General features: G+C 50.3%; 18 protein-coding genes. 1 reads left to right on the top strand and 17 read right to left on the bottom strand.

Annotated features, from left to right (window positions below; genetic code table 11):
* Nucleotides 1-138: 138 nt before the first annotated feature.
* The 11 genes from AC50YG_RS12560 to AC50YG_RS12510 all read right to left on the bottom strand — a co-directional run bounded on the left by AC50YG_RS12560 (nt 139) and on the right by AC50YG_RS12510 (nt 14,497).
* The gene (locus AC50YG_RS12560; protein ID WP_473759291.1) at nt 139-390 is read right to left on the bottom strand and encodes a DUF3243 domain-containing protein; all 252 of its coding nucleotides are present in this window, start codon (nt 388-390) and stop codon (nt 139-141) included.
* Between the two features lie 106 nt (nt 391-496).
* Nucleotides 497-1,225, bottom strand: coding sequence for an elongation factor P 5-aminopentanone reductase (gene ymfI, locus AC50YG_RS12555; RefSeq protein WP_473760202.1), 729 nt, complete (start codon nt 1,223-1,225; stop codon nt 497-499).
* Nucleotides 1,226-1,239: 14 nt separating this feature from the next.
* Nucleotides 1,240-2,526, bottom strand: a complete 1,287-nt coding sequence (gene yfmH / locus AC50YG_RS12550) for an EF-P 5-aminopentanol modification-associated protein YfmH (RefSeq protein ID WP_473759292.1) — start codon at nt 2,524-2,526, stop codon at nt 1,240-1,242.
* A gap of 5 nt (nt 2,527-2,531) precedes the next feature.
* A complete protein-coding gene (gene yfmF / locus AC50YG_RS12545) occupies nt 2,532-3,842 on the bottom strand; it encodes an EF-P 5-aminopentanol modification-associated protein YfmF (RefSeq protein ID WP_494827118.1) in 1,311 nt (436 codons plus the stop codon).
* Between the two features lie 133 nt (nt 3,843-3,975).
* On the bottom strand, nt 3,976-4,767 hold the full coding sequence (sleB, locus tag AC50YG_RS12540) for a spore cortex-lytic enzyme (protein ID WP_494827116.1): 792 nt from the start codon (nt 4,765-4,767) through the stop codon (nt 3,976-3,978).
* A gap of 109 nt (nt 4,768-4,876) precedes the next feature.
* Nucleotides 4,877-7,696, bottom strand: coding sequence for an FtsK/SpoIIIE family DNA translocase (locus tag AC50YG_RS12535; protein WP_494827115.1), 2,820 nt, complete (start codon nt 7,694-7,696; stop codon nt 4,877-4,879).
* 87 nt (nt 7,697-7,783) lie between these two features.
* Nucleotides 7,784-8,002, bottom strand: a complete 219-nt coding sequence (locus AC50YG_RS12530; RefSeq protein WP_473759297.1) for a YlzJ-like family protein — start codon at nt 8,000-8,002, stop codon at nt 7,784-7,786.
* Nucleotides 8,002-8,748 carry a ClpP family protease gene (locus AC50YG_RS12525; protein ID WP_473759298.1) on the bottom strand — a complete coding sequence of 249 codons (747 nt, stop codon included), beginning with the start codon at nt 8,746-8,748 and terminating at the stop codon, nt 8,002-8,004. The genes AC50YG_RS12530 and AC50YG_RS12525 overlap by 1 nt, the downstream gene beginning before the upstream one ends.
* Before the next feature lie 83 nt (nt 8,749-8,831).
* Nucleotides 8,832-10,973, bottom strand: coding sequence for an assimilatory nitrate reductase catalytic subunit NasC (gene nasC, locus AC50YG_RS12520; RefSeq protein WP_494827114.1), 2,142 nt, complete (start codon nt 10,971-10,973; stop codon nt 8,832-8,834).
* Between the two features lie 16 nt (nt 10,974-10,989).
* Entirely contained in the window at nt 10,990-13,134 is a 2,145-nt protein-coding gene (locus tag AC50YG_RS12515; protein ID WP_494827184.1) for an FAD-dependent oxidoreductase, read from the bottom strand.
* A 52-nt stretch (nt 13,135-13,186) separates the two neighbouring features.
* Nucleotides 13,187-14,497: a molybdopterin molybdotransferase MoeA gene (locus AC50YG_RS12510; protein WP_494827113.1), complete on the bottom strand. Its 1,311-nt coding sequence runs from the start codon at nt 14,495-14,497 to the stop codon at nt 13,187-13,189.
* A 465-nt stretch (nt 14,498-14,962) separates the two neighbouring features.
* On the opposite strand from AC50YG_RS12510, the gene AC50YG_RS12505 reads away from it, so the two are divergent.
* Nucleotides 14,963-16,198 (top strand): nitrate/nitrite transporter, encoded by a 1,236-nt coding sequence (locus AC50YG_RS12505; RefSeq protein WP_341282523.1) that lies wholly within the window; start codon nt 14,963-14,965, stop codon nt 16,196-16,198.
* Nucleotides 16,199-16,289: 91 nt separating this feature from the next.
* Here AC50YG_RS12505 and AC50YG_RS12500 read toward each other — a convergent pair whose 3' ends face one another.
* From AC50YG_RS12500 to dpsA, 6 genes are all read right to left on the bottom strand, one after another.
* Entirely contained in the window at nt 16,290-17,969 is a 1,680-nt protein-coding gene (locus AC50YG_RS12500; protein ID WP_494827110.1) for a ribonuclease J, read from the bottom strand.
* Nucleotides 17,970-18,419: 450 nt separating this feature from the next.
* Nucleotides 18,420-19,310, bottom strand: a complete 891-nt coding sequence (dapA, locus tag AC50YG_RS12495) for a 4-hydroxy-tetrahydrodipicolinate synthase (protein WP_494827109.1) — start codon at nt 19,308-19,310, stop codon at nt 18,420-18,422.
* 140 nt (nt 19,311-19,450) lie between these two features.
* Nucleotides 19,451-20,662 (bottom strand): aspartate kinase, encoded by a 1,212-nt coding sequence (dapG, locus tag AC50YG_RS12490; RefSeq protein ID WP_494827108.1) that lies wholly within the window; start codon nt 20,660-20,662, stop codon nt 19,451-19,453.
* 67 nt (nt 20,663-20,729) lie between these two features.
* The gene (locus tag AC50YG_RS12485; protein WP_341282519.1) at nt 20,730-21,764 is read right to left on the bottom strand and encodes an aspartate-semialdehyde dehydrogenase; all 1,035 of its coding nucleotides are present in this window, start codon (nt 21,762-21,764) and stop codon (nt 20,730-20,732) included.
* A gap of 47 nt (nt 21,765-21,811) precedes the next feature.
* Nucleotides 21,812-22,405 carry a dipicolinate synthase subunit B gene (locus tag AC50YG_RS12480; RefSeq protein WP_046230765.1) on the bottom strand — a complete coding sequence of 198 codons (594 nt, stop codon included), beginning with the start codon at nt 22,403-22,405 and terminating at the stop codon, nt 21,812-21,814.
* On the bottom strand, nt 22,402-23,301 hold the full coding sequence (gene dpsA, locus AC50YG_RS12475; RefSeq protein WP_473759307.1) for a dipicolinate synthase subunit DpsA: 900 nt from the start codon (nt 23,299-23,301) through the stop codon (nt 22,402-22,404). Before dpsA ends, AC50YG_RS12480 begins: the two co-directional genes overlap by 4 nt.
* Between the last annotated feature and the right edge of the window lie 35 nt (nt 23,302-23,336).

Here is a 23,336-nt window from a genome sequence, read left to right as displayed (position 1 = left end):
ATTCTACAATTTTCGCCACAATCCTGCAACCTCACATCAAAACTATTGAAACGGTTGCGGCCTTTGCCGGCAGTTATTATTCATATTCGCAGAAAAGCCTCCGTGCGGGAGGCTTTTCTGCGAATAACATGTAGCGAATTACGCCTTTTGTACCAGCTTTAACATGAGACGGGCTAGAACTTTGCGCTCGGAATCGTCGCCTGCATCCCACAGCTCCTTTAATACGCGCTGCTCCTCATTTTTCGGATCGACCTTTTCATCGAGAAAAGATCCGATTTCGAAGGCCAGGTTCGCTATGGACTCGTCGTCCATACCGATTTGCTTCGCATGCTGGACCTTGTCAGCCAAAAACTGCTTCCACGTATCGAAGTTTGTAAGAACGGTTGACATTTTCCTTCGCCTCCTTGTGTTGTGAAGAATCATCAACAGTCATTATTCTGCTTCGATAAGAGGCAGATTATGCGGAGCTTGTAACATTAGAAAACAGCATTTTTCCTTACGTATGCCAGCCGCCATTCGGGCTGATGACTTGGCCTGTAATGTAGGAGGATTCCGGCAGGGAAAGAAAATAAACGAGCGAAGCAACTTCATCCGGCTGGCCCAGACGGCCCAGCGGAATCTCCTGCTCCAGCGCTGTTTTCTCATCCTCATTAAACCCATCCATCATTTCCGTGTTGACCGCACCTGGGGCAACCGCGTTGACCGTAACGCCCGACGGAGCCAATTCCTTAGCCAAAGCTTTCGTAAATGCGTTCATTCCTCCCTTGGAGGTGGAATACAGCACTTCACAGGAGGCGCCCGATATCCCCCAAACGGAAGATACATTAATGATTCGGCCAAAACGATTTTCGATCATGCGCGGCATGAAAATCTGACTGCACAAAAACATTCCCTTGAGATTGACGGCCATCAGGTCGTCCCATTCTTCCTCCGATACGTCCATCAGCATGCCGTAATGCGCGATACCGCCATTATTAACGAGTATATCAGGCATTCGGTTATGCGCCTCAAGCTTGTCTCGCATGCGCAGCAGCTGCTCCTTGGAGCGCAAATCAGCGGTAATGGTCATCGCATCTCCGCCAAGCTGCAAGCATTCCCTCGCAGTTTCATTTGCCGCCTCATGGGCATTCAAATAATGGATGACGACATTCATGCCTTCTGCCGCGAAGCGCCGCGCAATTGCGGCGCCGATGCCACGGCTTCCCCCTGTAATAAGCACAGTCATCTCCCCCAGCGTCTTCACGCCTCAGGCTTCTCCACTATCGATACCGCCAGCTGATTAAAATCAAAATGCTCACGCAGACGCTCATTCGCCTGCTCAAGCGTACAGCTTTCATACAATGGCAGCACGTCAAACATGTCACTGTCCCGGAAGCGGTAACGCGTAAATTCGCCAGCGATGGATTCAGGGGAGTTCAGCATCCGCAAATAACCGCCGATTTTTTTCCTTTTAGAGCGTTCAAAGGCGATTTCATCCAGTCCGTTTTCTAGCGCCTGCTCAATTGCAGCCTTAACACGTGCAAGCAGCTGCTCTGGATCTGGCGTATCTCCGCCAAGTACCGAGAACGCATAGCCTGGATTTGCATTATATTCGGTTCCAAAGGAATCGGATATGAGCTGGCTTTCATAGAGCTCTTCATACAAAGCTGAGCTCGGTCCGAACAAAACATCGAGCATCAGCTTGGAGGTAACTTCCTGACGCAGCAGTTGCTCACTGGATAACCCCGTATTTTTCTCCTTAAACCCAAACATGCATTTCGGCAGCGATACCGGAAGCTTCGTCACTTTATGCGGTGTTTTGACCGAAGTCGGCTCTTCCTCAAACAAGCGGCGAATTTCGCCCTGCGGCGTGAAGTTTTTGGCTGCCTGATTGTTCCTTACCAGATCAAATACTTCCTTCGCATCTACGCCGCCAACGACGAACAGCAGCATATTGGATGGGTGGTAAAAGGTTTCATAGCACTGGTACAGCGTTTCCTTGTCAATTTGATAAATCGACTCCACAGTGCCGGCTATATCAATATGAACCGGATGGGTATGGTACAGCGCATCAATGAGCCCAAAATAAACGCGCCAGTCTGCATTATCCTTGTACATATTGATTTCCTGCTCAATAATGCCTTTTTCCTTGTCCACATTCGTATCGGTGAAATAAGGATTTTGCACAAAATTAATGAGCGTCTCCAGGTTGGCAGGAATTTGCTCCGTCGCCGAAAACAAATATACCGTGCGGTCGAAGCTTGTGAAAGCATTAGCGGAAGCGCCTTGGGACGCAAACGTAGCAAAAATATCGCCCGTCGGCTCCTCGAACATTTTATGCTCCAAAAAGTGAGCAATTCCGTCCGGCACTTTGACCGCTTCCCCTTCGCCGACTGCGAACCAATTATCTACTGAGCCGTATTTCGTGGAAAATGTAGCGTATGTCTTATGAAAGCCCTCTTTAGGCAGCACTATGACTTCAAGTCCATTATCCAGCACTTCACGATAAAGCGTCTCCTGTACGCCCTTATATTCCAATGGTTGCACGGTGGTTACGCCTCCTTCCGATCACGCAAATAATAAATCGTATCGAGCTGCACATTTTGTGCGACTCTGACAATATCAGCAGCGGTAACAGCCTGCACCTGCTCAAGCAGCTTCTCGGCGCTTCTTTCCTTACCGGACAGCACCGCATTAAAATCGTAAGCGATCATTTCATAAGCAGAATCCTGAAGCTCGCGCAGATGGTTCGCTATCATTGCTTTCGTCTGGCTCATTTCAAGCTCGGACAGCTCGCCTTGACGCATGCTCTCAAGCTGCTCGCGAATAATTTTGACCGCTTTCTCATAGTTCTCTATTTCGATACCTGACTGCACCGTGCATATGCCTTTATGTCCATCCAGACGGGAAGCGGCATAATAAGCCAGGCTTTCCTTCTCGCGCACATTCAAAAACAGCTTGGAGTGCGGGTATCCGCCGAGCACACCATTATACATAAGAGCTGCTGCATAATCATCATCCCCATAAGCGACACCTGTACGCAGACCCAAATTCAGCTTCCCTTGAGTCACATCCATTCGCTCTACAACCGTATGAACCTCGCGCACCTGATGAGTAACGTCTGCCGCTGGATAGCTCGCCGCTGCTCCGTCAGCCAGCTTAAACGCATCACGTACATAGGCTGTCACTTCCTCAAGCGTAGTATCGCCAACTACGTACAAATCGAGCGCCGCTTCCCCAAGCCATGTCTTGTATTGCTTATGGAGTGATTCCGGGGTTATCCCTTCAATCGCAGCAAGCTTGCCAAGCGGATGCAGCCGATAAGGCTCATTCGCGCACATTTCTTCAACGCATCGCTCAGCGGCATAGCGGATTTTATCATTGACGATTGACTCCAGCCGTTTCGTCAGCGTCACTTTTTCCGCATCGACATATTTACGGCTGAATGCGCCATTTTCGAGCAAAGGCTCGGTCAGCACCTCGCCAAGCAGTCCCAATGACGCTGCAAGCAGCGGCGTGTCAGAGGCTACGAATTGATCGTTAATGACATCCATGCGGAATTGGACGATTTGAGAATCTCCACGCTTATATACATCAAAGCCGAAGCCGGCACCGTACAAATCATCGAGTCGCTCGCGAAATGCTTTCGTCTCAGGCGTCGCCGCCGTCCCTCTGCGCAGCACAAAAGGAATAAGAGCTGTCTCTGTAACCGTATCTTCTGCAAGCACGCGCCCGGCAAACAAGGAAATCGCGAACGTCTTGAAACGCTTAGTTGGCAGCACATGCAGCCGTATTCGACCAAATTGTCCTCTTTCGAAAAGTGTCACCTTCGCTAGCTCCTTCCAAACTAAATTTTTCTGCATACGAAAAGCATAACGTTCTATGCTTCAAGTAAATGTATTCCAATTTCGAGTATCCTATACCATTCTAACCGATGCGAAAAGGAAGAAGCAACCAGAGCTGCGTTAAGGCAGAACGGTTGCTTCTGTACAGACGCTACATGCAAAAAATGTGCTTGCCTATCGTTTTCACTTGAGGCCTGGTCCATATCCACTTCGAGGTTGCCGTTTCTGGATTAAAATAATACAAACAGCCATTTGATGGATCCTGGCCGTTTATCGCATCCATAACCGCACGGCTAGCTGTTTCATTTGGCGTCAGCCAAATTTGGCCATCCGCTACCGCGGTAAAGGCACCCGGCTGAAAAATAACGCCCGAAATCGAATTCGGAAAGCTAGTTGATTGCAGGCGATTTAGAATGACCGCTGCAACGGCTATTTGCCCTACATAGGGTTCGCCTCTAGATTCCCCGTATACGGCGTTCGCCATCAGCTTCAAATCATTGGCGCTGAGACCCAGCTTGTTGGACTTGGAAAGCGAGCTTCCACCTCCGCCGCCATTGCTAGGAGCAGCCGCATTCCCCGAACCAGCTTGTCCGGACGACGAATCTGCTGCTGCTGTCGGCTTCCAAGCTTTGGTCGCTTCCCAAAGCTTCAGCTTTGTCGAAGCCCCGACCACCCCATCCGCCTTCATTCCGAATTTCCATTGGAACCAGGTAACGGCATTTTTCGTGCTTGCTCCAAACTGCCCATCTACTTTTCCGCTGAAATATCCCAGATGTTTCAGCCTGCCTTGCAGCTCGTACACATCCTTGCCCGAGGAACCAACCTTGAGCGTTGCACTGCTGAATGTCTCCGATGTCTTAACTTGATTCATATGCCGGAGTGAGTAGGAGCCGAACAAGGCGATAACGAGCACTGCGGTTATGACCATTAGTCTTTTTTTCATAGAAGGATCTGCCTTTCTCTTACAAGATAGTACGCTAATTAACAGCGTTGCCTAAGTCTAGTATGAGAAATCAGTCCAGCTTCTATGCAAAATTTTTCGCTGCTGGCATTTAAGAGCTAATTCGTCCCGCTTCGAGCTGATCTATTGTAAGCAGCACCTCACGCGGCTTGCTACCTTCGTATGGACCCACAATATGGCGGGCTTCCATCTCGTCAATGAGCCTTGCAGCCCTAGTGTAGCCAATTCGCATACGGCGTTGAAGCAGGGAGACCGACGCTTGCTTTGCTTCGACGACGATTTGAACGGCCTGATCATACAGCTCGTCCATGACCTCTTCAGAGCTAGCCGTCTCCTCGTCAATTTCCGGTACAAGATCTTCCTTATATTCCGCTTCTGCCTGCCCTCTGGCGTAACCAACGAGCGCCTCGACCTCCTGATCGGAAAGGAATGCTCCCTGTACCCGCGTTGGCTTGGAGGTACCCATTGGCAAGTAAAGCATGTCGCCGCGGCCAAGCAGCTTTTCCGCTCCGACCATGTCGAGTATCGTTCGTGAATCGACCTGAGAAGACACACCAAAAGCAATTCGCGATGGAATGTTCGCTTTAATGACACCGGTAATGACGTCAACAGACGGACGCTGAGTCGCAATAATAAGGTGAATGCCTGCCGCGCGAGCCATTTGCGCAAGTCTGGCAATGGCGTCCTCGACATCGTTAGCCGCTACAATCATTAAATCGGCAAGCTCATCGACAATGACGACAATGTAAGGCAGAACCGCTTTCGGATTATCTGCCATTAAAGTGTTGTAGCCCTCAATATTACGAGTTCCCGATTTTGAAAACAGCTCATAGCGTTTTTCCATCTCGACAACGATTTTCTTAAGCGCAAGCGATGCACGACGCGGATCTGTTACAACAGGAGCCAGCAAATGCGGTATACCGTTATAGACGTTTAGCTCCACCATTTTCGGGTCAACCATGAGAAACTTAACTTCATCTGGCGTTGCTTTGTACAAAATACTAGTAATAATCCCGTTTATACAGACTGATTTACCGGAACCTGTCGCTCCCGCTACAAGCAAATGGGGCATTTTTGCCAAATTGCCCACGATCGGCTTGCCCGCAATATCACGGCCAAAGGCAATCGACAGCTTGGAAGGCGATTCATAAAATTCCTTTGTTTCCATTACTTCTCGCATCGTAACGATGGAGATTTCCATATTCGGCACTTCTATCCCGATAGCCGACCTTCCTGGAATAGGCGCTTCCATCCGAATATCCTTGGCTGCAAGCGCAAGTGCGATATCATCAGTCAAGCTGACAATTTTACTAACCTTGACGCCCGATGCCGGTTCAACCTCGAAACGGGTAACGGCTGGGCCGATAACGGGATCAAGTACCTTCGCCTTCACGCCAAAGCTTTCGAGCGTCCGCTCCAGCTTAAGCTTCGCCTCCATGGAACTTGAGCCAATGCCGCCTCTGACCATATGGCTAGGCTTGGACAGCAAAGTAAACGGCGGTAAAACGTACGGCTTGACCACTGGCACGCTTGATGGTGCTAGCGCCGGCTTGCTTTCCGCTGATTGATGATTCACTTCATTAGTACCAGCATTAGAGCCAGATACAGCAGTAGCAATCTGTTGACTCTCTGCCGCTCTCACGCCATCCAATAGAGGGTCTTCATACTCTTTGCTATCCTGTTGAACAGCCTGCTCAAATTCCTCATTCATCTGCTCAACTGCATTATTTTCCGCTTCCTCTGCTTCGTTTCCTTCTATATGTACCAGCTCTTGCTGCTCCTGCGTTTCTTGCGGTCTCCACGGCTCTGACCATTCCTGCTCATCAGTTATGTCGGTATGAGCGTATGACTGGGCAGCTTTGGCAGCCAAATCCTCCTGCTCGCTAGGCCATAAGCTAGCGCTTGTCTCTGGCATCGGAGCTGCGGATGATGAAGCAATAGTACCGGTCGATGTTTGGGCAGCAGATCCGTTCTGCTCATTGTCCCAGTCCTGATCCTGATCCCAATCTTCCGCCCAATGCGGTACTGCCGCGCCTTCTTCGCCACGACCAGCCTCACCATGAAGCGGCTCATCCTCCAGTTCCCATTCGTCATGGCTTGCGGCAGCTTTCGTCTTATCGGATTGCCTCCAGGAGAAAAACAGCGACTTTTTATTTTTGGCAAGGCGAGGCACAAAATCTTCATCATCATCAATCGTATTGTCCGAAGTGAGCACGGTGCTTGCTCCCGATACTACGCTTGCATTTCTAGATGATTGCGCCGCAGCCCGCTCGGCGGAATAATCCGACCATTTTGCTGCGAGCAGCTTGAGCATACGAACAAAGCGGGTACGCAGCGTCTTGAACAGCTCCACATAGGACTTCCCTGTAATGAGCATAATGGAAATTGCAATCATGACGAGCATTAGCAGCTGGGCGCCAATTTTACCAAATAAGGTGAAAAGCACGGAATATTGCAGCGCTCCAACGTAACCTCCGCTAATTGCCTTGTCCTTAAGCGGGCGCAAATCCTGCGGATTGGAAGCAAGCAGCTCTCCCCTTAAGTCGCTGTCCAGCTGATTCAAAATCACCTTGCCGGACAACAGCGTCGTATCCCCCAGCTTGCGGTCAATTTCCGCAATGGAGCTCCACAGCGTAAAGGCTAACACGAGCACAAGCATGCCTGTTTTCCGGTTCGACCATCCTTTCGGCCACATTCGTTTGACCATCACGACCAGCCCCACATATATGCCAATCAGTGCAATCACAAAGTAAAATTTACCCAGAAAGAGGCCGAACAGTTTGGACAATGAACGTCCAACCGTCGCCTCTCCCGATAAAGCAATAATCGATACCGTAATGAGTAAAATACCGTAAACCTCATATTTCAAATTTGCTGCGAGCGATTTCTTGCCCCTTCTCTTCTTAGCCAACGTTCGTCACCCCCGGTAAAACATTATACCATAGGTGGACAAATGTTCCTATTCGTTCGTTAGTCCCTTAAACCGGAAAATCCATTTTCAATATTTGACAACAGCTCCTGGCGAAAGCTGCGGATTTAAGTAATCATCCAGTCCGCAATGAATGAGCCGAATGACTTTGCCCATCCCTGGCGCAATAGGCTCTACCTGCATATAAACGCCATCCACCCAAACTTCGCGGCCCTGATTGATTTTCTCCTCCGCCTGCCAGCCTGCAAGCACTTCTTCCAGCGGAACAATCGTATACAGAACAGACATTAGTTAAACACCCCCGGCATACCGGCCACCCTGCGCTGCTCTACCAGCCGCCTAAGCTCCCGAAGCGCGTCGCCAAGACCTCCTACCGCATCAATCAAGCCATGGCTCACCGCGTCTCCGCCGACGACGGTTGTCCCGATATCGCGCGTCAGCTCGCCTGTTTTAAACATCAGCTCCTTGAAAGTCGCTTCCGGAATCTTGGAATGCATCGTAACGAAGCGAACGACGCGCTCCTGCATTTTATCCAAATATTCGAATGTTTGGGGAACACCGATCACGGTGCCATTTAAGCGAATGGGATGAATCGTCATCGTTGCTGTCGCAGCAATGAACGACATGTCGCCCGCAACTGCTATTGGAACACCGATCGAATGCCCGCCGCCGAGTACAAGCGTAACGGTCGGCTTTGACAAGGAAGAAATCATTTCAGCAATAGCGAGCCCCGCTTCCACATCGCCGCCAACCGTATTGAGAACGATCAGCACACCTTCGATCTTCTGGTTTTGCTCTGCAGCGACCAGCTGTGGAATCAAATGCTCGTATTTTGTCGTTTTGTTTTGCGGTGGCAGCACCATATGCCCTTCAATCTGTCCAATAATCGTCATGCAAAAAATATTGGACTCGGCCTGCGGAATGCTCACCTGGCCCAGCTGTTGCAAAGCGTCAAGCGCCCCAGCCGCCTTTTTCTTCTCTTCATCATAAGGCTCAGGCTGCTCTCCTGTTAAACTCATTGAATACGGCCACATCGGCGAATTCCCCCTCTTGAACAAGGCTAATACCGTTTTGGCAGAACCTACGGCTCGTCATAGTATGGGAATGTCGCATTTATTTATGCTTGATGCTCCTGTAAATATTCAATGTATGGCCGGATGCATACCGCGCTTGTCTTAAAGTCCGGCATTTTGCAAAAAGGGTCCAGCTGTGGACTGGTCGCCCGGTTTACATTTTGCACACCGCCCCAGTGCATGGGAATAAATACGGTGTCTTCACGAATGCTGTCCGCGACCTTGCAGCGTAATATGACTACTCCCCGCTTCGATTGCACGGCTACCAGGGAGGCATCTTCAATGCGGTATTTCTTTGCAGTATTAGGGTGAATCTCCAAATGATTTTCCACATTTCTCGCTTCCAGAGCAGGGCTGCGGTGCGTCTGTACGCCCGTCAAGTAATGGGACAGCTGCCGTCCATTGGTCATAAGCAGCGGAAACTCACGGTCTGTCTTTTCAGCCGGGGAATCGCTCGCAACCGTTTGGAAGGCGGCTAGCCCATCCTCATGGGCAAAAGACTTCTCGAACAGCCGTTTCGTACCCGGATGATCAAGCGATGGACAAGGCCAATAGATGCCCTCCTCCTGGCGCAGCCGGTCATACGTAATGCCATAATAATCGGCAAGCCCGCCCTTGCTTGCCAAACGCAGCTCATTAAAGATTTGCTCCGAATTTTCAAAGGCAAAATACTCGCCGCGGCCAAGCCTCTTGGCCAGATCGCACAGTACTTCCCAGTCATGACGGGCTTCTCCAGGCGCAAGGCGACCCGCTTCTCTAAGCAAAACGCGACCTTCCAAATTGGTCATCGTTCCGGTATTTTCCAAATAAGCGGATATTGGCAGCACAACATCAGCTAGCAGCGCCGTTTCGGACAGAAACATATCTGCTACGACGGTAAAATCAAGCTTGGCGATTCCTTCCTCCACGAGCGTTGCATTCGGATTCGAGACGATTGGATTCGAGCCCATGACAAGTAGAGCTTTAATCTCCTCACGATGCACCATTTCCATCATTTCATAAGCGGACACCCCTTTGCCGGGGAGCTCCTCTGGGCGAATGCCCCAGACGCTCGCCACATAAGCGCGATCACGCTCATTTTCGATCAGTCGATAGCCAGGAAGCTGATCAGCCTTTTGACCATGCTCTCGTCCCCCCTGTCCATTGGCTTGACCGGTGACCGCCCCGTAGCCACAGCCCTCACGGCCGATTTTCCCCGTTGCCAGCACCATATTGAGAAAATTCCGCACCGCCAAATGACCATCGGCATGCTGCTCAACCCCACGTGCAGTAAAAACCATCCCCGTCTTCGCCTCACCAAATGCGAGCGCAGCGAGGCGTATGAGCGACTCGGGAACCCCAGTGCTTTCGGCAATATCAGCCAAATTCAGCGCCTTTACATGCTGCTCCAGCTCTGCGAAGCCTTTCGTACGGCTGCGAATAAACCCTCGATCAATGAGTCCCTCGTCAAAAATAACTTTTAGCATGCCATTCACAAGCGCAGCATCCATGCCTGGCTTCACCTGCAAATGAATGTCCGCAAGCTCGGCCGTTCCCGTCATTCTTGGGTCAATGACAATGAGGGTCGCCCCGTTTTCCTTTGCCTTTGTAAAATAAGGCATTAGCGTCGGCTGGCATTCCGCTATATTCGTTCCAGCAAGAATCAGGCATTCCGACCGTTCGATTTCCTTCAACTGATTCGTTAATCCGCGATCAATACCAAATGTCTTGCTTCCTGCCGAAGCGGCCGCCGACATACAGAAGCGTCCATTATAATCAATATAGCGAGTACGCAAACCAACACGAGCGAATTTGCCAAGTAAATAAGACGTTTCATTCGTCAACGAGCCACCGCCATATAAAGCGACGGAATCCACACCATGCTCGGCCTGCAAAGCTTGGAAACGGCTGGAAACCAGCTCGAGCGCCTCTTCCCATGTCGCCTGCACAAGTTTCCCCTCCCGTCTAATGAGTGGATGAACAAGGCGCTCGCGATGCAGCGCATGCTGATGCGCATTCATCCCTTTCACACATAGCCGTCCTTCCGATGCGGCATTCGGGATCGCTGTCACCTTATAAGCAAAACGTCCAGCCGCCGAGCGCTCCTCTTCGACGCGCATTTTGCATTGCACGCTGCAAAAAGGGCACTGTGTATCCATGACTGCCGTTATTTGGGCTTTCGGCTCAACTACTTTTAGCTCTATCATTATTTTTCCTCCCTACTCAAACGGTGCATGTCTCTCGGTTATGTTCCAGTTGCCAGCTGCCGAGCAGCTCCTCGCGAAAATCAGGGTCAAGCAGCTTCTCTCTTACCGCAATAAGCCCTACTCGCTCCAGCCATTTCCATACAGCTTCCCCATAATAGGCGGTTTGACGGTACCATTGCATACAGGCTATCGCCGTTTCTGCCGCTCGCTGCTCCGTTGCCTCTATCATAAGCAGTTGAGCTTGCTTGACCGGGCTTTCCATATGTCCGCCAATATAAAGCTCCCACCCTGCTGGCGACGCTGCAATACCGACATCATGAACCAGCACACCGGCAGGATATAAGGCACCCGCAGATACAGAAGCTTTGAGCATGGTCGGCGATGCCAGACTTCCCAGCGCCTTCTCCAGCTCTGCAGCAATATAACCCGGCCCACCAACTTCGAGACGGTCGGCATGCGAAATCGGGCAGTTGGAGGACGCTTCCCCTTTCGTAGAAGCAGATAGGAGCACGGACTGCAGCGTCGGGTAATGAAGCTGCGCCTGACCTGGAACATCGCCTGCCTCACTTGTTGCAGCCAGCCGCAAATAATAGCCCATCGCTGTCTGGCAAATGAAGCAGCCTTCAGGCTTGTTCCATTCAAGAGTCATTCTTGCTGAAGCAGCATCGCTGAATGTATCCCCGAGCATAGCTTCTTTAAGCCCTGCCGGGTCAAGCTCCGTACAGCCGCAAATTGGCGCCGCTTTAACTGCTCCCCCAACTCCTGATAAAGCATATGCTACGAGCGCCTCCACCATTGGACGGCATCCGCCGCAGGAGCCGGAAGCTTTCGTCTTGTCGCGCACTTGATCAGCCGATTGAAGCCCCTCAGCATGTATCGCCGCTACAATAGCTGCTTTGCTTACCCCATTACAAGCACAGACCGTTTCACCGTCCGGCATGGCAGCTGCAACAGCATCAGCTCCGCCTGTTTTGGAGCCTGAATCACTTTCCTTGAGCACGCCTATTCCAGCGCGGCGTTTCAAATACCCTAGCAGCTTGCTGCCTTCGGAGCTGTCTCCGAATAATACAGCTCCAGCTACAATACCGCCTTGCATCGTTACTTTTTTATAAGTGCCTTTCATCGCATCATAATGCTGCAGCGCGGTTTCCGCTTCTTCATCGCGGATAACACCCGCGGAAAACACCTCCACGCCTGAAACCTTTAATTGTGCATACGGTATGGAGCCGTGATAGCCTTCCGTTTCTACCTCGCACAGATGACGCGCCAGCACCTTAGCCTGTTCATAAAGCGGAGCAACTAGTCCATATACGGTTTCTTGATGCTCAGCGCACTCCCCTACTGCGTATATGCCTGCTATATTCGTTTCCATATAATCGTTAACGATGATTGCACGGTTCGTCCGAATGCCGCTATCCGCTGTAACCGCTAAATTCGGGCTAATCCCGATCGCTACGACGATGAGGTCCGCAGCAAGCGTCGTTCCATCCGAGAACAGCAGGCCACTTGCCCTGCGGACACCTGTTATTTTTTCCGTCCGCTTGTTAAGCCAAAAACGCATGCCCTGCTTCATCAGCTCATCCTTAAGCAGGTTTGCTGACATTCGGTCAAGCTGGCGGTTCATTAAATAGCCGGCGTTGTGAACGACATCAACCTCCATCCCGAGATTAAGCAGCCCTCTCGCCGCCTCAAGCCCGAGCAGGCCGCCACCAATAACGGCAGCACGCTTAAAGCGCTGGGAAGCCTCCATCATCGCCTGGCAGTCCTCCATATTGCGGAACGCCGTTACGCCGGGCTTTTGAATGCCTGGCAGCACGGGCATGAATGCCGATGAGCCGGTTGCAATAATCAGGCGGTCGTAGGCTATCTTTTTCCCTGATGCTGTCAGCACCCATTTCTCCTCCGCATTGATACGCTCAACCCTCTCGCCAGTTAACAGATTAATGCCCCGCTCACTGTACCAATTCCAATCGTTCAACGTAATATCAGCTAGCGCTGTATTCCCTTGCAGCACTTTGGAGAGAAGAACACGATTATAATTGGGATGTGGCTCTGCCCCTATAATGGTAATGTCATACGCTTCAGGAGCCAGCTCGTATATTTCTTCTACGCATTTAACGCCAGCCATCCCGTTGCCGATAACGACAAGTTTTTGCTTCATCAAAGCCGTTACCTCCGTTCTATAGTAAAATGGCCAAAATGGTATTTGCTTGTTAAGTCAAACTAAGAAACGCGGCATGCCTTCCTGCCTGAAGACCTTCACTCGGAATTGCCGCAAGTGCATTCGCACCCGCAAAAGCAGCAATATTGCCCGATTTATCGTTCGGCAGCGGCTTAACCCGCCATTCCCCCGCCTCCATCCACACAAAAGCACGAATATAACGGGGATAGGGCGAAGGCTTATCCACATCGTCCATTAGTACAGCTTGCTTCCACTCCGCCTTGCTTCCATTGAGACCTATCCAATGCTGTATGATTGGCTTAACCAACAGTACAAGCCCTGTGTAGCACGCAGCAGGATTGCCAGACAAGCTAATCAACAGCTTTCCTTGATGTATAAATGCCGACGAATGCGGCCCAGGGCGCATCATCACTTTAGTGAACAATGGCTCAAAACCGAGGCGATCTGCCGCGCGGGCCACACAATCATAATCGCCTACCGATATGCCTCCCGTAGTAATAACCAAATCCGCATGCTCCGCTTCTTGCTTAATCGCCGAAGCAATCACATCCGCATCATCCTTTATTGGCAAGGAACGAACCACCGAGGCACCCAGCTCTTGCAAAAATGCTTCCACAGCGAAGCCATTGGCATCGTAGATTCGATTCGGCTGCAAGGGCTGGCCCGGAAGCAGCAGCTCATCTCCAACAGGAATGATGGCGACCTTGGGTCTTGCGACTACAGAAGCCCGTTCCTGCCCATAAGAGGCAAGAATGGCGATTTCCTTCGAACCAAGTCTGGTGCCTTTTTTAATGACGAGGCTGTTTTCAGCAATATCTTCGCCTGCCTCGGCAATATTTTTTCCCGGCTGTACGGGCTGATTGATTTGAATTTGCGGCATTCCCCATACCACTGCGTCCGTTTGCTGTCCTTGCAAGCTCGGGAGCTGAATTTCTTCCTGTCTAATGACTGCATCAAAGCAGTAAGGCACAGGAGCTCCTGTAAAAATACGCACGGCCGTCAGCTGTTCATTAATGAGGGGACGACAGCCTGAGCCTGTATGCCAAGCTACTCCTCCTGCCCCCGCCTGCACCTCGCCAGTTACGATAAGGCGAATCGGATTAGCCGGTGAAGCTGTCTGGGTAAAAGCTGAATGTAGCGCATAACCATCCATTGCTGCCCGGCGAAAAGGAGGCATAGGAAATGGGGAGTAAAAATCCTCGGCAAGCACTCGCTGAGCGGCTTTCTGTAGAAGCACTTGCTCTACCTTGCCCGGCAGCGTACGTTCGATTAGACTATGAACCGCTTCGTCAACGCTTAAACCTTTTTTTATATCAACACGATCTACACGGGCAACCGCCATGGGGGGGGCTCCTCCTTCATTTAGCTGAAAATAAGCATAAAAGCCCGTTCCCTGTCAGCAGGGAGCGGGCTTCATTGCCGGTGGGCGGCGGCACACCATTGTGCGGCCTTTATATGGATTATTATGAGCATAAAAGAATTCGACACATGTGTCAATATATATGACGTGATTTAGGCATTTAAATCGCATAATTGTTTTGTGTAATATTTGTTGACATGTAGTGGAGGTTATTCTATAATTCAGCTTGAGTTCACAATGAGGTGAGCAACTATCGTCCGCACAGAGTCGTGCTGGCGTTCGGCAATGAGGCCGCAATCCGTCCGAGCTTTAGCTTGGGGCAGACTGCGGCCTTTTCTTCATATGTACAGCTGGAATTGCGGTGCGCCATGCACCCCGGGAATGCGAAAACCGCCATCACCCACGCTGACTGAGCACGAGAAAACCAATCATAGAGGAGATAGAGACATGGTAGATAAAAAAGCGTTTTGGAAAAGTGGACATAAACCATCCTTGTTCAGTTCTTTCTTGTATTTCGATATCAGCTTTATGATTTGGATTTTGATGGGACCGCTCATTGTTGTTATCGCCAGCGATTTCCCGATGGATGCCGCTCAGAAGGCTAAACTCGTCGCTTTACCTATTTTGGGAGGCTCGATATTGCGGCTTGTGCTAGGTTTTATGACAGACCATATTGGACCTAAGAAAACCGGCCAAATCGGCATGCTCGTTACAATGATTCCGCTCATTTGGGGTTGGAAATTTGTTGATTCCTTAACAGAGCTGCATTTCGTTGCTCTATTGCTCGGCGTGGCTGGAGCTTCCTTCGCAGCAGCACTGCCGCTTGCAAGCAGATGGTATCCCCCGCAATATCAAGGGCTTGCCATGGGGATCGCTGGAGCAGGCAATAGCGGTACCGTACTGACGACGCTTTTTGCTAATCGGCTGGCACAGCATTTTGGTGGCTGGGAAGCGGTTTTCGGACTTGCGCTTATTCCCATTGCAATCGTATTTGTCATCTTTACGATCTTTGCCAAGGAAAGCCCCAATCAGCCCGCTCCGAAAAAGCTGTCCGAATATGGACAAGTGCTGAAGCAAAAGGATGCATGGCTGTTCTGTCTTTTATACGGTGTTACATTCGGCGGCTTCGTCGGCATGTCCAACTATTTGACGATTTTCTTTAACACGCAATATGGGCTTTCCGCGATTCAGGCGGCAGATTTTACGACCATTTGCGTGATTGCCGGAAGCTTTTTCCGTCCTGTAGGCGGCTGGCTCTCCGATAAGCTTGGGGGTATTCGTGTCCTGATGACGCTGTATGTCGGAGCTGGTGTTATGTTAGCTTCCGTCTCCCTACTGCCTTCACTCTACGTGGTCTGCACCTTGCTGTTCCTTGGCATGATGTGTCTCGGCGCGGGCAATGGCGCTGTATTCCAGCTCGTGCCACAGCGTTTCGGCAAGGAGATCGGCATCATGACCGGGATTGTCGGCGCAGCGGGCGGTGTTGGCGGATACTTCCTGCCGCTTATTCTCGGCAGCCTTTATCAATCGACAGGCTCCTATACACCGGGCTTCCTCATTCTAAGCAGCATTGCCCTGCTCAGCATGCTCATGCTGGCGTTCATTCAAAGGGAATGGAAGCGCACTTGGATTGGCAGCGGCGGCAAAGCCAAAATAGAAGGCGGCCAGGCAGTCGGCAGCTAAATTTCACAGCGTTGGAAAAACTGCACGAAAAAAAGAGCGACGAACGGTCCGGTTATCCGGGCGTTCATCACTCTTTTTTATTTTTGTTCAATTACACTTCCATAATGATTGGCAAAATCATCGGCCGGCGGCGCGTCTTCTCATAGAGGAAACGACCGAGCGCGTCCTTCACATTCGTCTTCAGCGAAGCCCACTCGTTCACTTTATCGTTCATCAGCTTCAGCAGCGTCGCCGATACAATTTTGTTCGCTTCGTCGAGCAGACCTTCCGATTCACGTACATAAACGAAGCCGCGCGAAATAATATCAGGTCCAGACACAATGGTGCCCTCCTGCTTCCGCAGCGTCACCACGACGACGAGAATGCCATCCTGCGACAGCAGCTTGCGATCTCTAAGCACAATATTGCCGACGTCGCCAACGCCAAGGCCATCAATCAGCACATTGCCTGCCGGAACCTTTGAGCCTCTGCGTGCCTTGCCGCCCTGCACCTCTACCGTATCGCCATTTTCCATAACGAAAATATTCGATTTTTCAATGCCAACTGCCTCGGCCAGCAAAGCATGCTGCCGCAGCATCCGGTATTCACCATGTATGGGGATAAAATATTTGGGCTTAATCAGATTAAGCATCAGCTTCAGCTCTTCCTGGCTGCCATGACCAGAAACGTGGACACCGGATACCGAGCCCGGTCCATAAATGACGTTTGCTCCTAGACGGAACAACTCGTCCACTGTCCGCCCTACATACCGCTCGTTGCCCGGAATTGGCGTCGCTGCAATAATGACCGTATCTCCCGGCAAAATATCGACTTTACGATGCGTTGAACGCGCCATACGTGTCAAAGCTGACATGGGCTCGCCTTGGCTGCCCGTACATAAAATAACGACGCGATCAGCGGCCAGCTTATTTACAGCTTCCGGTTCTACAATCATGCCGTCTGGAATGTTCAAATAGCCTAAATCTCCAGCGATGCCCACCACATTGACCATACTGCGTCCAACGACAGCAATATAGCGATCCGTAGCAATAGCGGCGTTTATCACCTGCTGAATGCGGTGAACGTTGGAGGCAAACGTTGCAACTACGACCCGCTGCGGCGATTTGCGGAATATATCTTTGAGCTCTTCTCCTACATTTTGCTCCGAAGGCGTATAGCCTGGACGTTCCGCATTAGTACTGTCGGACAGCAGCGCAAGCACGCCCTTCTGCCCAATTTCCGCCATGCGCTTAATGTCAGCATATTGCCCATTGACTGGCGTATGGTCAAACTTGAAGTCACCCGTGTGTACGACGACACCTTCCGGCGTCTCCAAGCATACGCCTACGGAATCAGGAATGCTGTGGTTCGTCTTGAAAAAGGACACATTGATACTGCCCAGCTCTATCTCCGAGTCCGCATTAATGAGTATTCGCTTGGTTTCGCCCAGTAGTCCTGCTTCCTTCAGCTTGCCTTCAATGAGTCCCAGCGTCAGCTTCGTGGCATATACCGGAACGTTAAGACTGCGCAGCATGTAGGAAAGCCCGCCGATATGATCCTCATGTCCATGCGTAATGACAATGCCGCGTACCTTCTCGCGATTTTCCTTCAAATACGAAATGTCCGGAATAACAATATCTATGCCTAGCATATCCTCCTCCGGAAATTTAAGCCCCGCATCTACAATCACAATATCATTGTCATATTGAATGACATACATATTTTTTCCAATTTCTCCAATGCCGCCTAATGCAAAAATCAACAGTTTATCCTGCACATTTTTTTTGGACAATGAATATCCCTCCTTTTTCCAACCTGATGAGGTCATGTTTTTTTCCTGTTAAACAAGAAGGAAGCTGCTCCATTCTTCGCTTAATTTGCAAATCATTTCCGCACCCGATCACTTGAACTCATTATACATGATGAAAAAGATCGAATACAAGGCTGAGGGCTTCGGCCGTACTAAAAGAATGGTGTGAGGTTGGAGCGCTGCGTGAAAGGTTTGGGGGTCGATCGCCATTCCCCTGTGATTTCTCCGAATTGTAAAAACTTTAGCGGTAGAAATCACAGAGCAAAAGCGAACGCTTGCGCTTCTCACTCCCAAACCTTTCACTCCGCTTATCTCCCTCTAAATGAAAAGCCCACGAGGCATAGAATGAAGTACTTGGTGAGGTAAAGCATTTAGTGGAATGAAAAAAAGCTGTTGCCAAGGCAACAGCTTCATCATTAATTAAGAGCTTAATTAAAATGCAGTTGAAGAATCAACGAGGTTTTGCAAAAATTCAGCTTCCGATTCGCTAACGCCTACCAAAGGAAGTCTAACCCCGCCAACCGGGAAGCCGCGCAGTCCCAGTACATGCTTCAGAGCAACAGGGTTCGGTACCGGATTCGGACAATCGAACAAGCCTTTAAATACCGGGAAGCATTCGCCGTTTAGCTTGGCAGCCAAAACAACATCTCCACTCACATAAGCTTCGATAAGCTGCTTCATTTTTTTGCCGATAACATGACTAGCTACACTGATAATGCCATAGCCGCCCACTGCTAATGTCGGGAGCGTCGCCGCATCATCGCCGCTGTATACTTTAAAGCCCTCTGGCGCGCCTGCTACAAGCTGAATGATCTGCTCGGATGACGCACAATCTTTGGTAGCTACGATGTTGCTAATCGCCGCTAGACGCAGCGTCGTTTCAACCGATATATTCACGACTGTCCGGCCTGGAACATTGTACAATACAACCGGAAGCTTCGTCGACTCTGCAATCGCTTTAAAATGCTGATAAAGGCCTTCTTGGCTCGGCTTATTGTAATAAGGAGCTACTAGCAGTACACCGTCAACTCCACTCGCCTCAGCCACTTTCGTCAAATGGATGGAATGTGCCGTATTATTGCTTCCTGTGCCTGCAATAATTTTAGCCCGTCCAGCAGCACGCTCTACGGAAAAACGGAATAGCGCTTCTTTCTCCTCATCCGTAAGTGTAGGAGACTCGCCCGTTGTTCCTGATACAACAAGACTATCACTAAGCTGTTCTTCAATTAAGTAATCGATTAATAGTCCAGTCGCATCCCAATCAATTTCGCCAGCAGCATCGAATGGGGTGACCATCGCTGTAACTAACCTTCCATATTCCATTCTGACTCCTCCTTGAAGTTTTGCGGATCAAAACTCACTTCGTAAGCATCTAAATCTAAGTTTTGCGAAGCAAAAGCTTCTTCGAAAGCCCTGGCCCAGAGCGTTGCTTCGCAAAACGGGTCTATTGTGGTTGCTTCCTGCTACAAATGAAGCTCGAACTTGGCATGAAGCGCGCGCAGCGCAGATGCCATGTCCACATCCTTGACCAGTACCCAAATGGTCGTATTGGAGTCCGCGGCTTGCATAATGGAAATTCCTTGCAGCGTAAGCGCCTCTACAATACGGGCCATAATGCCCGGAACACCGTTCATCCCGCCGCCAATGACTGACACCTTTGCACAACAGCTAATCGCTGTCGGTGCATAGCCACAGTCCGCCAGCACAGCTACAGCCTTCGCTGCATCGTAGTCAAATACCGTGTAAACGACTCCGCTCGGCGTTACATTTATAAAATCTACGCTAATGTGATGACGGGCCATCGTTTGAAAAACTTGCAACTGGACGTCCGCCTTGCCTTCCACCGTCTGCACTGAAATTTGAGTAATGCCCGCTACATGCGCAATGCCTGTCACATGACGGTCACTTACCATTCCAGTAGCATGGAGCGGACTGTCCGTTACTAACGTTCCTTCATCGAGCGAAAAAGTTGAGCGTACACGAATCGGTATTCTCGCTTGCTGGGCAATTTCAACAGCACGGGGATGAATGACCTTAGCCCCTTGACGAGCCATATTGCAAATTTCTGCATAGCTGACGACAAGAAGCGGTTTTGCATCATTCACAATTCGCGGATCAGCTGTCAGAATACCATTGACATCGGTATAAATATCTACCCGTTCTGCACGCAGTGAAGCGCCAAGTGCAGTCGCCGACGTATCGCTCCCGCCGCGGCCGAGCGTAGTCAGTTCTCCACCTTCGGTGCCGCCTTGAAAACCGGTAACAATAACGACCTTATTTTCACCAAGATTCTTTAGAAGCTGCTCCGGACGCAAATCGTTAATTCTCGCTTGGCCGAAATGCCCGTCCGTTATAATGCCTGCCTGATAGCCGCTTAAAATGGTAGCCGGAATCCCCTTGGAACAAAGCAAGCTGCATAAGACCGCGGCAGAAATCATCTCACCACAGCCCAGCAGCATATCCCGCTCACGCAGCGGAAGCGAATCTCCATTGCTTCGTACTAAATCAAGCAGCGTATCCGTAGCATATGGGTCGCCTAAGCGACCCATAGCCGAAACGACAACGACGAGCCCAAAACCATTTTCGCGTTCACGCTTAATATGCTCCAAACAATGATTTCTGGCAAAATCAGATGATACTGAGGTTCCTCCAAACTTCTGAACGAGAGTGCGCATAAGCCTCTTCCCCCATCACCGAATGGCAAGATGCCGCCAGCTATCATGTCCTTGCACCGTTTATTCGTTAAGCCTGTGCGATGTGCTCGGCGATTTGAACCGCATTCCATGCGGCCCCTTTAAGCAGGTTATCCGATACGATCCATAGGTTAAGCCCATTTTCATGACCAAGATCGCGTCTCAAACGTCCGACAAATACTTCCGGTTTGCCGGCTGCTTCCGTTGCGAGCGGGTAAAGCTGATTCGCCGGATCATCAACCAGCACGACACCCGGGGCGTCAGACAACAGCTGCTTGACATCTTCCAGATCGTAGTTATTTTTCAGCTCAACAAAAACCGATTCCGAATGCCCGTAAACGACTGGAATACGTACGCAGGTAGCAGTAACCTCAATCGATTGGTCATCCAAAATTTTCTTCGTTTCATTGACCATCTTCATCTCTTCAAGCGTATAACCATTTTCTTGGAACTTGTCGATTTGCGGAATCGCATTAAAGGCGATTTGATGCTTCACAGGCAGCGAGCCTACAGGCAAAATAGCCGGATTAACCGCTTCGCCGTCCAGGGATGCGCGCGTCTGACGCAGCATTTCCTCAATCGCCTTTGCACCCGCTCCAGATACCGCCTGATAAGTCGATACGATAATGCGGTTAATGCCGTATTTATCTTGAAGAGGCTTAAGCGCAGCTACCATCTGAATCGTCGAGCAGTTCGGATTGGCAATAATACCTTTATGCTCGCTAACCTTGTCAATATTCACTTCAGGCACAACAAGCGGCGTATTTGGATCCATACGGTACGCATTCGTATTGTCAATACATACCGTTCCATATTCAACAGCATGCGGCGCGAGCGCCTTCGTAACGTCTCCACCAGCGCTGAATAATGCTATATCAATGCCCTTAAAGCTCTCCGGCTTCGCTTCCTCCACCGTCACTTCCTGGCCCTTGAATGTGATTTTCGTACCAGCAGACCTCGCTGAAGACAGAAGCTTCAGTTCCTTAATAGGGAAGTTTCTCTTATCGAGCAAGTTTAGTATTTGTTCCCCTACTGCGCCTGTTGCGCCAACTACTGCAACGTTAAACAATTTTTGATTTGACATTTGCCGTAATGCTCCCCTCGGTCTTATAAAAACTCAGAATAAAAAGCTTAATAATTAAAACGCTCAATAATGAGCGGTTGTAACTGTTTGCCTTGCAGCGCCGCCTCGCATGTTTCCAGTGCCAAATCCATTCTCGCTACTAGCGAATTAGGCTTCTGAACCGGATTATCTTGGCCAAACGGTACAAAATAAATATTTTTCGTTACGATCAGCTTCGCAATATTCGCCAAATTAAGGCCAAGGCCATCATTCGTAGAAATTGCAATGACGATTGGCCTTCCATTGCGCATCTGTGATTTAGATGCCATAAGCACCGCACTGTCAGTCTGCGCATTAGCCAGCCTGCTTGTTGTGTTGCCTGTGCATGGAGCAATAAGCAGCACATCAATAAGCTTCGATGGACCAAGCGGCTCGGCTTGCACGATCGTCGAAATAATTTCATTGCCAGTAATCGCTTTGAGCTGTGTCTGCCACTGCTCCGACGTTCCAAATCTCGTGTCCGTCGTCATTATAGTCTGCGATACTATAGGTACAACGTTCGCGCCTGCGTCTACAAACCGCTGGATTTGCGGCATAACCTCGGCAAACGTGCAGTGTGACCCTGACAATGCATACCCTACTGTAAGCCCGGACCAATTCATTCCCCATTCCCCCGATTTATCAAGTCGTCCATAATCAATTGTGTTAAACAATCGGCTATGATTCGTCCAGCAGTTCTGGGTGCGACGATACCGGGGAGTCCGGGCGCGAGCATCGCCTTAATGGCCCGTTTCTCAGCAAAGCGGAAATCAGTTCCGCCAGGCCTCGAAGCCAGATCAATAATGACGCTTCGCGAAGGAAGATTTGCTATAATTTGCGCTGTGACTATCATAGTCGGAATTGTGTTAAAAAGCAAGTCAATATTGCCCGTATATTGGCGCAAATTGCTGGTGTAGAAAGGCTCGAAGCCCATTTCGAGCGCTCTTGCAAAATGCTCACCCCGGCGTACCCCGACAAGTACATTCGCTCCTAAGCCCTTTAACGTCCGCGCCAATGTAAACCCCGTTCTCCCGAATCCGAGCACCATGCAGGTGGAGCCATGAATCGTAATATCGGTATGTTGAATCGCCATCATCACCGCACCTTCAGCTGTCGGAATAGAGTTATAAATCGCAACATCGTCGCGCTCAAACAACTCTACCAATTCCAGCTGATGCTGCTTGCAGAGGTCGCTCAAATATGGTTTTGCCATACCTGCGTACACTTTGCAGTGCTTAGGCAAGCGAGCCATATGGCGCTCTTCCAGCCTGATCTCGCTATCGCTGAATACAGCGCTAATGACGCCTTGGTCATCGGTACCGACAGCAGGCAGCACTAAGGCGTCTACCCCATCAAACAACCGTTCATCATATTCAGCTTGAACGGCTCCCTCGGGCGTTGACTGCAGGCCGTCAAAGCCCGATATGACCACGGTCGCATCCAGCTCCGTCAGTTTGCGAATCACCTCGAGCTGCCTGGCGTCGCCGCCGATCAGCAGCACCTGAACGCCTGTTAGCATCGGCTTCACTCCTCTCTCGCGCATGTAGATATAGA

Source organism: Paenibacillus sp. J31R34 (assembly GCF_059383715.1).
The sequence above is the reverse complement of the archived record's forward strand: the minus strand, read 5'-3'. Positions and strand labels throughout refer to the sequence as shown.

What these genes read in the sequence shown, in the direction of transcription:
- dapA (WP_494827109.1), bottom strand. Translation starts at nt 19,310, where the DNA reads ATGGAATATGGAAGGTTAGTTACAGCGATGGTCACCCCATTCGATGCT.
- AC50YG_RS12485 (WP_341282519.1), bottom strand. Translation starts at nt 21,764, where the DNA reads ATGTCAAATCAAAAATTGTTTAACGTTGCAGTAGTTGGCGCAACAGGC.
- AC50YG_RS12515 (WP_494827184.1), bottom strand. Translation starts at nt 13,134, where the DNA reads ATGAAGCAAAAACTTGTCGTTATCGGCAACGGGATGGCTGGCGTTAAA.
- ymfI (WP_473760202.1), bottom strand. Translation starts at nt 1,225, where the DNA reads ATGACTGTGCTTATTACAGGGGGAAGCCGTGGCATCGGCGCCGCAATT.
- AC50YG_RS12530 (WP_473759297.1), bottom strand. Translation starts at nt 8,002, where the DNA reads ATGTCTGTTCTGTATACGATTGTTCCGCTGGAAGAAGTGCTTGCAGGC.
- AC50YG_RS12510 (WP_494827113.1), bottom strand. Translation starts at nt 14,497, where the DNA reads ATGGCGGTTGCCCGTGTAGATCGTGTTGATATAAAAAAAGGTTTAAGC.
- AC50YG_RS12560 (WP_473759291.1), bottom strand. Translation starts at nt 390, where the DNA reads ATGTCAACCGTTCTTACAAACTTCGATACGTGGAAGCAGTTTTTGGCT.
- AC50YG_RS12480 (WP_046230765.1), bottom strand. Translation starts at nt 22,405, where the DNA reads ATGAATTGGTCCGGGCTTACAGTAGGGTATGCATTGTCAGGGTCACAC.
- AC50YG_RS12505 (WP_341282523.1), top strand. Translation starts at nt 14,963, where the DNA reads ATGGTAGATAAAAAAGCGTTTTGGAAAAGTGGACATAAACCATCCTTG.
- nasC (WP_494827114.1), bottom strand. Translation starts at nt 10,973, where the DNA reads ATGATAGAGCTAAAAGTAGTTGAGCCGAAAGCCCAAATAACGGCAGTC.
- sleB (WP_494827116.1), bottom strand. Translation starts at nt 4,767, where the DNA reads ATGAAAAAAAGACTAATGGTCATAACCGCAGTGCTCGTTATCGCCTTG.
- dapG (WP_494827108.1), bottom strand. Translation starts at nt 20,662, where the DNA reads ATGCGCACTCTCGTTCAGAAGTTTGGAGGAACCTCAGTATCATCTGAT.
- dpsA (WP_473759307.1), bottom strand. Translation starts at nt 23,301, where the DNA reads ATGCTAACAGGCGTTCAGGTGCTGCTGATCGGCGGCGACGCCAGGCAG.
- AC50YG_RS12525 (WP_473759298.1), bottom strand. Translation starts at nt 8,748, where the DNA reads ATGTGGCCGTATTCAATGAGTTTAACAGGAGAGCAGCCTGAGCCTTAT.
- yfmF (WP_494827118.1), bottom strand. Translation starts at nt 3,842, where the DNA reads ATGCAGAAAAATTTAGTTTGGAAGGAGCTAGCGAAGGTGACACTTTTC.